Here is an 8,998-nt window from a genome sequence, read left to right on the forward strand (position 1 = left end):
ATTCCCGTATCTCTCTGACGATAATCAAAAAATCTCAATAATCGGCTAAAGCAACAAGCAACGTGCTTGTGACGTTGCGCTTAATCCGTAAGCGTCGGATGAACATGCCCTACAGGAGCGTTTTGCTTAGAGTGCTCATCATCAATCTTGGACACTTACTGATACGCTCAAGCGTCGCTTGAACTGTTGTGCCGTTAGTATCTCCATTGCCGCCTTCAATTGTGAATGTCATTGGAAATATTCTCCGTCAATTAGAGGCACTTCCATCATAAAGGATAGGTTCACTTTGGATTGTTCACCAAGGTAAACATAGGAAAATTCATCATCAAACAGTTCTTTTCACCTGCCTTGGGCAAGGTTCTTGTCCATTGAGCGACTATTCCTAAGGGTTTACTTTTACGAACCCGAAAGGTGTGTTCTTTAGATATTTTTGACAGCTAGCAACCAACCGTTGAGCAATCTTGTTCTGAACTTCCAGAGGCGTGTAAACGTGACAGGTCCATTTCGGCTACGCCCATCAAAAGTTGTGACATCCGCAGGTCCATTGGTTCCATTTGACCTTGTGTTTACTCACGATCGCACATCGAACTGAAATGAAAACTATATTGTCACTGGCTTTTCCGCAGAACGCAATTTGCGACTTTGTTCATTTGGCTGATAGAGGTTTGTACTTCAATCTGGTTAGGACCGACGGTATGTCTAACGCGGCCTTTGAAATAACTTTGCGCTATTGTGTGGTTCAGCAAGCCGTCGAAGTATTTGGGGGTTATATAACGCGTAGCACGGGAACGATCCGAAAAACCAAGGTTACTTTAAACGCTAAATGGGTGTGCTACTTGACACATTGTGATGCTAGGCGGAGATTTTGTGCTAAGCCGGCGATTGATAGGGTTTGCGCAAGGCCAATCAACACGGGTGGGCAAAGGCGGTTAGAAATCCTATTTTCAACTGTGAACCCATTCAGGATGAAGTTGCCAATTCCCGACATGTAGACGGCCCTCAAGCATCTGAGTTTCTTCTGTGCCAACAGCAACAAGGAAGCCAAATAATGCTTGGATATAAAGTGTCTGGATGGCCGTTTTTTAAATGGCTTGCAGGTGACAGCCGTATTTTCCATCACCTGCGAAATGTGGTGTTACCAAGCGTTGTAGGAAAGGTACTTGCCCGACATTTCGACCTTAACCCGGTCGCCTTTTTCATGGGAGACGCGTGTGACTGACATGTCAAAATCGATGGCAGACATAATACCGTCACCAAATTTTTCTTGGATCAACGCCTTTAGCGTTGGGCCATATACGCCGACGATTTCGTAAAACCTATAGACACAAGGATCGGTCGGCACGGCCTGTTCCCAGATTTTCGTTGGGCTTTCAGCCAAAACAAGTGCGGCTTCTTGCGGTAATCCCAATGCCTTCACCATCGCATCCGCTTTGTCGGCTGGAAACGCATTCATGCCCATCGCTGCCGAATGAGTCCATACCGGCGACATATCGATTTTGGTGGCGATGTCTTCCCATGTCAGCCCGGCTTGTCGTTTTGCCGACAAAATCTGCGCAGTCACGTCTTCCTTGGTCAAATAGTCCATGAGGTTTCCTTTTGGGTTTGCTTTGGATTAACGGGTGAGGAGGAACAAAATGATGAGACTCAGAACCGCGCAGAGCGTTTTCCAAAACGCCAACGGGTTTTGTTCCATCAACGGACGGGCGGTTTGTCTTGACCATTTGGTCGAGGGGCGCATGAGGTCGCCCAGAAATTCAGACATCGAAGATTGGCGATGGGCGGCGTTTGGATGCAGGGCGCGCTTTAGCGCATCATCGACCCAATTGGGCACTGCGTTCCCTGCATCGCGCGCCGTTTGGTAATGCAGGTTACGCAGGTCTTTTTGCGATCGAACCTGCGACACCTGAGTGCCGTAGGGCAGGCGCCCCGTTAGCATTTCGTAGGCGATCACTCCGATGGAAAACAGGTCAGACGCAGGACCGGTCTGCGCGCCCGCAAAATATTCAGGGGCGGCGTATTGCAGGGTGCCAAGAATATCCTGACCCGGCGGCGTTTGCGCAGTTTCTGCGACACCGGCGACAAAGGTCGACCCAAAGTCGATGATTTTCACCGTTCCCGAGACGTCGATCATGATGTTTTCGGGACGCAGATCTTGATGCAACATCTGGCGGCGATGCATCGCGCGGGTTCCGCTGATCAGTTGGCCGATGATATCGCGGACATCCTGAAGCTGGGCTTGGGGATGATCATGCATCCATTGCCGCAGGGTTTGCCCGGTGATGTATTCGGACAGAACATAGAATTTGGTGCGGTGTGTTGGGGCTGGAACCGTGGCCAACAGATGCGGGTTTTGCACGCGTCGTGCGATCCATTCTTCCATCATGAAACGGCGCCGATAATCGGGGTCATCGCGCAAATCGACAGACGGAATTTTGAGCGCGACCAAAGTCTGGTCAGGGGCTTGCGCAAGATAGATGTGACTGCGCGCATTGGCGTGGATCGGTCTTTTTATCACATAGTCATCGATCACATCGCCCGGCTTGGGCAAGTCAGGGCAAGGCAACCTCGCCAGATCAGAAACAAGGTCAACGGCCTGCGGTGGTGGCATCCCATCAACACGAATTACTTGAACCGATAAGTTGTCTGTGCTTCCAAGGTCATGGGCGGCTTGCCCAATCGTTTGGGCTGCGGTGTTCAGGTCTGTTGCTGCATCCAGAATGTCGGAAACTTTGCTGCCCTTCATGGCAACGTGCACTCCATCTGTCGTCATTAAGAACACGTCACCAATGGAAACAGGGGTTGTGATATAGTCGATTTCGACCTGCGGAGCGGCACCCATTGCGCGGCTCAGGTAATGACCATCCGCCCCGTTGGGTACATTATGATCTGTCGTCAACTGTTCCAGGCTGCGTCCTGCCATGCGCCAAACCCGGCTGTCGCCGACATGAAAAATGTGGGCGGTCCTTGCTTTCAGGATGAGGGCAGACAGTGTTGAGACCCAGCCATGGTCGATGTCCTCAACATGGGCGGCGCGGCTTTTACCATGTAGCCATGCATTGGTTGCGGCAATCACTGCTGACGCGGCTGGTTTCACGGCCCAAGTGTCTGGGGTGCTGTAGTAATCTGTCAAAAGGCCTTTTACGGAAATCTCGGCCGCTTCACGGCCCCATTTGCTGCTGCTGACGCCATCTGCAATTGCGACAGTGACCCCCTTGAGGGTCAGCGCGTTGTCCACCGGGATAATCGCACCGTAGAAATCTTGGTTCTCAGGCTTGCGACCAGCGCTTGACCACTGGCCAAGACTGATCGCAAGCGTTTGAGGAGGGGGCATATCAAGCGACATACTTAAATCACAAACTGCCCAGTGCCGACAAAATGCAGCACTGGGCGTGCCTGCTTATTCAGCCGGTGTCGTTGACGCAGATGTTGGCGCGTCTGAATTGATCGTAGGAGACGTTTTGTAGTGCGTTGCATAAATCGTCGCACCCACAAACGTCAGGCCACCCACAAGGTTGCCAACAACGGTCGGGATTTCATTCCAGAACAGGTAGTCACCGATTGTAAAATCACCGCCCAACAACAGGCCCGATGGGAACAAGAACATGTTTACGATCGAGTGCTCAAAGCCGAGGTAGAAGAAGATCAAGATCGGCATCCACATCGCCATGATTTTACCTGAAACCGATGTGGACATCATCGCAGCAACAACGCCAGTAGACACCATCCAGTTACACATTACCGCACGGACAAACAGCGTTAGCATACCGCCAAAACCGGCGTCTTTATAACCAACGGTGCGCGCTTCTCCGATCAATCCGATGCGTTGCCCCACTGCATTGGGTTCATGGGTGAATCCGGTTGTGAAAATGATCGCCATAAAGATCGCCACGGTGAATGCCCCTGCGAAATTCCCGCAAAACACAAGGCCCCAGTTGCGCAGCATCCCTTTGACGGTGACGCCGGGGCGTTTGTCTAGCAATGCAAGCGGCACCAAAGTGAACACACCCGTGAGCAGATCGAAACCAAGAAGATAAAGCGTGCAAAACCCAACTGGGAACAAAAGTGCCCCAATCAAAAAGTTGCCGGTATTCACGGCGACCGTAACGGCAAAAGCCGCAGCAAGCGCAAGAATTGCGCCGGCCATAAACGCGCGGATAAGTGTGTCTTTCGTGGACATGAAAACTTTGGCTTCACCCGCGTCGATCATTTTCGACGAGAATTCAGCAGGGGCAACATAAGACATTGCGTGAACCTTTCAGAGAGTTGGGAGGAGGACAGTTGGCCACACAAAAAGGCGCATGGTTCAACCAAGCTTACTCAGCCAGCCGCGAATGCGACTGCGGGTAAATGGGATACGAAAGTGACCGCGCCATTGCTGTCAGGTTAGGCTGAAGTGAACTTGCTTCGCTGCAAGTGGCCTAACATCCGTTAACCAAAGCCTTGGGCACCCCCGCACCAAAAACAAGGGGTGACACCGATTCACTTGACCTTAGGTTCCGGTTTTGTGGTTCCGCATAAAAATTAAACGGTTAACCCGCGTGTTTCCTTGAGGTTGCGCATTTTCTCAGCGCTGCGCGTTTTGGATCAAGTTTATTTCGAATCCTTAGCGCTTGAACTTGACAGTTTTGCCCCAAATGCACTGGATGCTGTGGCGCAGCATGATAACTGCGAACATAGGTGATCTTTGAGCAACGCGGCCCAACGATCCATGTTTCGGCAACGGTGGCGGCACAAATCTTACAGTGTGAAACGCGGGTTCCTTTTGGGATGGCGTTTAGAACGACACCCTCGGGCGTGTATCGAAAGGATATTGGCTTTGTCGCAATTGAATTCTGGATTTAACGAAGAGCAACAAAACTATCTTGTTGATGCTTTGGGCCAGCTTGGCCTTGATCGGTTGTTTGGTGGCAGCGGCAACGTAGATGCTGCGCCCCAAGAGGAACATGTATACGGCACACCGCTGGATGATTTGTGCAAAGAAGAGCTGAAAAAGCGCGAACTTCATCCGCTTGATATGTGGTCCCATTTAGAAGCCTGGACCGACGCCAACGAAATGGCTGTCGGACTTGACCAATTCTTGTTGCGTCATTTGGGCTTTTTTAACGTCGAGCCAAACAGCACTGGGTATATGATACGGTTGCGACTTCCGGGATGTGTGTTGCGCGGTGATCAGATGATTGCCTTGGCGGATATCGCCGAGCGCTATGCGGGTGGCTATTCGCATGTGACCACGCGCGGAAATCTTCAACTGCGTGAAATTGCCCCTAAGGATGTTTTGAATGTCTATTTCGCACTGCGCGATGCAGGTTTGTCGTGCCATGCCACCGGGGCTGACAGTGCGCGCAACTTAACGGCCTCGCCAACAGCTGGATTTGATGTTCAAGAGATCATCGACCTGATGCCCTATTGCCAACGTCTGGCACAGCGCATCAATGCCAGCCGCGAATTGCAGGCGATCCCGCGCAAATTTAACATCTCGTTCGACAATGGTGGGGTTCTGTCCTGCGTCAGCGACACCAATGACATTTCGTTTCAGGCAGTGACTGTCACTGGCGGCATCGAGCCGGGTGTTTATTGCCGGATCCTGCTAGGTGGCATCACAGGGCACAAAGATTTTGCGCGTGACACTGGGGTTCTGTGCCATCCCAAAGATACGGTGAATGTCGGGCACGCCATGTTGCGTGTGTTTGTCGAACATGGTGATCGCACCAATCGCAAACGGGCGCGCCTTAAATATTTGCTGGACCGCGAGGGCTTTGATTGGTTCATCGCCCGCACCCAAGAGGCATTGGCCGACATCGCGCCGAATGTGCAATTGATCCACCAAAACACAGACCACGACGTAGCGCGCGGCCCCGTGAACAGAATTGGGCACATCGGGGTGCACCCGCAATCTGAAGCCGGGGTGAACTATATCGGTATCGCCCAAGAGGTTGGCCATTTGTCCGTTGCGCAAATGAAGCGCATTGGCGAGGTGGCACAGAAATACGGTAAAAACGATGTACGCCTGACTGTGTGGCAAAATACGTTGATCCCTTATGTGGCGGATGAGTATGTGGATGCCGCCACCGCCAGCCTTTCAGAACTTGGGTTGGGCCATTCGGCCACATCTTTTGCCGCGGGGGCGGTGGCATGTACTGGCAAAGCGGGCTGCAAGCTTGGGCTGGCGTTCACAAAGCAGAATGCAATGTCCATCGTGCGGCACCTAGAAACCAAATTCGAACTGGATAGCCCGATCAATATCCACCTGACAGGTTGTCCCAATTCCTGCGCCCAGCATTACATTGGCGATATCGGTTTGATGGGCACCGCGACACCAGATGGCGGCGAAGGCTATCATATCGTGCTTGGTGGCGGGAACGACAATGACCGCGGACTTGCGCGGGCTTTGTGTGGGCCTGTGGCTGCGGATGACGTCAATGGCGTCCTTGAAACGTTGATCGCCAGCTACCTTGACCAACGGGCTGGAACCGAAACGTTCCTATCTTTCGTGCGCGGCGTTTCTGACGATGCGCTGCCTGCCCTTGTCCAACTCTCTGCATAAACGGAAACCGTTATGACCAAACAAGACCGTAACATCACCGCCGCTGTTGCAGAAGCGATCGGCAAAACCGAAACCACGCGTACTCAAGGGCTTATCGGCGAAGACGCGCCGTTTGACCGCGATCAACGCAATTGGCTGAATGGGCTTCTGTCGGGGCTACAGGCTATGGCTTCTGCTGCAGGAAGTGCGGGCACCACAACCGAGGCCCCAGCGACGTCGATGACCATCCTTTATGGGTCGCAATCTGGGACCTGCGAAAGCCTGTCCAAAGACTTTCGAAAATTTGCCAAGACCAAAGGCTTTGACGGAAAAATCGTGGCGCTTGACGATTTCGACGTGGCTGACCTTGCGCAAATTGAACATCTGGTGATCATCGCGGCGACGTTCGGCGAAGGCGAGCCTGCGGACAATGCCGTCCAATTTCACGCAAGCCTGATGAGCGCGGAGGCACCTGCCTTGCCTGCGACCTTGAACTTTGCCGTGTGCGGGTTGGGCGATACGAGCTATGCAGAATTTAACAAGGCCGCGCGCGACCTTGACGCGCGATTAGCCGAACTTGGTGCGACCCGTGTCCTTGATTTTGTGGCCTGTGATGTCGCCTACGAAGACCCTTACGGCGAATGGAAAACCGGTGTCTTTGCCACATCCGCTTTTGTCCAAGCGGCGGGCGCTAGCACGGCGGCAGAACCCGAAACGGAGGGTCCGGAATTTGATAAAAATCACCCTTTTGCAGGAACCTTGATGAAAGTCGAAAACCTAAGCGGCGAAGGGTCGGCAAAAACCGTCAATCACATCGAAATCAGCCTTGCTGGTGGCGGGGTCGATCTGGATTACCAAGTCGGGGATGCATTGGGGCTTTGGCCGGTAAACTGCCCGCACGAGGTCACGACTATCCTTGAGGCAAGTGGTTTGAGCGGATCAGAAACTGTGATGTTGAAAGATACGCCAACGTCACTGCGTGCCGCGTTGCTTAACCGTTTTGATCTGACCACAATTACGCCTGCTACATTGGAAGCATGGGGCGTCGAAAAACCATGCGATGACGCGCAGATCATTGATTTGATCGAGCTTGGAAAACCAGAATTGTCGGCACAATCGCTTGCGGATGGGTTACGCCCGCTTCAACCGCGCCTCTATTCCATCGCTTCAAGCCCGAAAGCCCACCCGGGAGAGGTCCACCTGACCGTGGGCGAGGTACATTACGATCTGCGCTCCAAACGTAAAGGCTGCGCATCGACCTATTTGGGCGAACGTCTTCAACCCGGCGGGCAGGTCGGCGTGTACATCCAAAAATCGGCACACTTTCACTTGCCCGCAGATGAAACGACCCCGGTGATCATGATCGGGCCGGGCACAGGTATCGCCCCCTTCCGCGCCTTCCTGGAAGAACGTGCAACGCGTCAATCTGGCGGCCAAAATTGGCTGTTCTTTGGCGATCAGCACGAAGACACCGATTTTCTATACCGTGACCAAATCTTGGGCTGGGAAGCAGATGGTGTGCTAAGCAAAACATCATTGGCATGGTCGCGCGATGGTGCCGACAAGGTCTATGTGCAGGATTTGATCCGCAAAGACGGGGCCAGCTTTTACGATTGGCTTAGCAAAGGCGCTGCTATTTACGTCTGCGGCGACGCATCGCGCATGGCGGCGGACGTGAACCAAACCATATGCGAAGTTGTTAGCGAATATGGGGGCATGTCATTGGATGATGCAAAAGCCTATGTTGCTGATCTTGGGGCTTCGGGCCGCTATCAGCGCGACGTATATTAAGGTCGGCACGCCCGTGCTATCGACGATTTTTCCGATGGCGTTGGGCGGCGCCACCGGCACGAGGTCGCGCAACGCGGTGGATCAAAGCGCTGATGACGTTGTTTTTTGGTCGGCGACGTCCGCGGCAAAGATGAAACCGATGGGTTTCGCCCCTAAGGCGTGGATGTCAGTTCGTGCGCAAGCCGCTTTGTGGCCGCGCCCGGTTGGCTGCCCCAAGCGGTGATCCAGCGGTAAAAGATGGGTGTTAGAAACAGTGTGAAAACCGTTGCAAAACCTAATCCGCCAACGATGACCCAACCGACTTCTCTGCGCGCTTCGGCACCTGCGCCAGATGTCAGCACAAGCGGCAAACCACCCAATACCGTCGACACCATTGTCATCATGACCGGACGAATGCGCAGGCGCAAAGCGTTGCGAATGGCGGTGTCGATGTCTTGGCCGGCTTCGCGAAGCTGGTTCGCAAATTCGACGATCAGAATGCCGTTTTTGGCCATTACCCCGATCAACATCACCAGACCAATCTGGCTGTAGTAATTCAACGACCCACCACTAAGAGAAATCGCCAACAGCGCTGCGGCAAGCCCAAAAGGCACCGTCAACATGATCACAACCGCACTTGCGAAACTTTCGAACTGTGCCGCGAGGACAAGCATGACGATCAACAGGGCCGTGCCAAAAACGATA

General features: G+C 53.1%; 6 protein-coding genes. 2 read left to right on the plus strand and 4 right to left on the minus strand.

What is annotated here, in order from left to right:
* Positions 1-1,135: 1,135 nt before the first annotated feature.
* The 3 genes from cynS to ABJF76_RS10780 are packed head-to-tail and all read right to left on the minus strand — an operon-like array spanning position 1,136 to position 4,243.
* Positions 1,136-1,585 (minus strand): cyanase, encoded by a 450-nt coding sequence (gene cynS, locus ABJF76_RS10770; RefSeq protein ID WP_413819545.1) that lies wholly within the window; start codon positions 1,583-1,585, stop codon positions 1,136-1,138.
* 27 nt (positions 1,586-1,612) lie between these two features.
* Positions 1,613-3,343 (minus strand): protein kinase domain-containing protein, encoded by a 1,731-nt coding sequence (locus ABJF76_RS10775; RefSeq protein WP_413819546.1) that lies wholly within the window; start codon positions 3,341-3,343, stop codon positions 1,613-1,615.
* Between the two features lie 54 nt (positions 3,344-3,397).
* A complete protein-coding gene (locus tag ABJF76_RS10780) occupies positions 3,398-4,243 on the minus strand; it encodes a formate/nitrite transporter family protein (RefSeq protein WP_413819547.1) in 846 nt (281 codons plus the stop codon).
* A gap of 573 nt (positions 4,244-4,816) precedes the next feature.
* Between ABJF76_RS10780 and ABJF76_RS10785 the strand changes: the two genes are divergently transcribed.
* Together ABJF76_RS10785 and ABJF76_RS10790 are read left to right on the plus strand one after the other, a co-directional pair.
* Entirely contained in the window at positions 4,817-6,544 is a 1,728-nt protein-coding gene (locus tag ABJF76_RS10785) for a NirA family protein (RefSeq protein WP_413819548.1), read from the plus strand.
* Between the two features lie 12 nt (positions 6,545-6,556).
* Complete coding sequence (locus ABJF76_RS10790; RefSeq protein WP_413819549.1) at positions 6,557-8,314, plus strand: sulfite reductase flavoprotein subunit alpha; 1,758 nt, start codon at positions 6,557-6,559, stop codon at positions 8,312-8,314.
* Positions 8,315-8,466: 152 nt separating this feature from the next.
* Here ABJF76_RS10790 and ABJF76_RS10795 read toward each other — a convergent pair.
* A partial coding sequence (locus tag ABJF76_RS10795) for an efflux RND transporter permease subunit (protein WP_413822566.1) occupies positions 8,467-8,998 on the minus strand: 532 nt, incomplete at its 5' end.

Source organism: Tateyamaria sp., from assembly GCF_039940735.1.
Lineage (GTDB): Bacteria > Pseudomonadota > Alphaproteobacteria > Rhodobacterales > Rhodobacteraceae > Tateyamaria.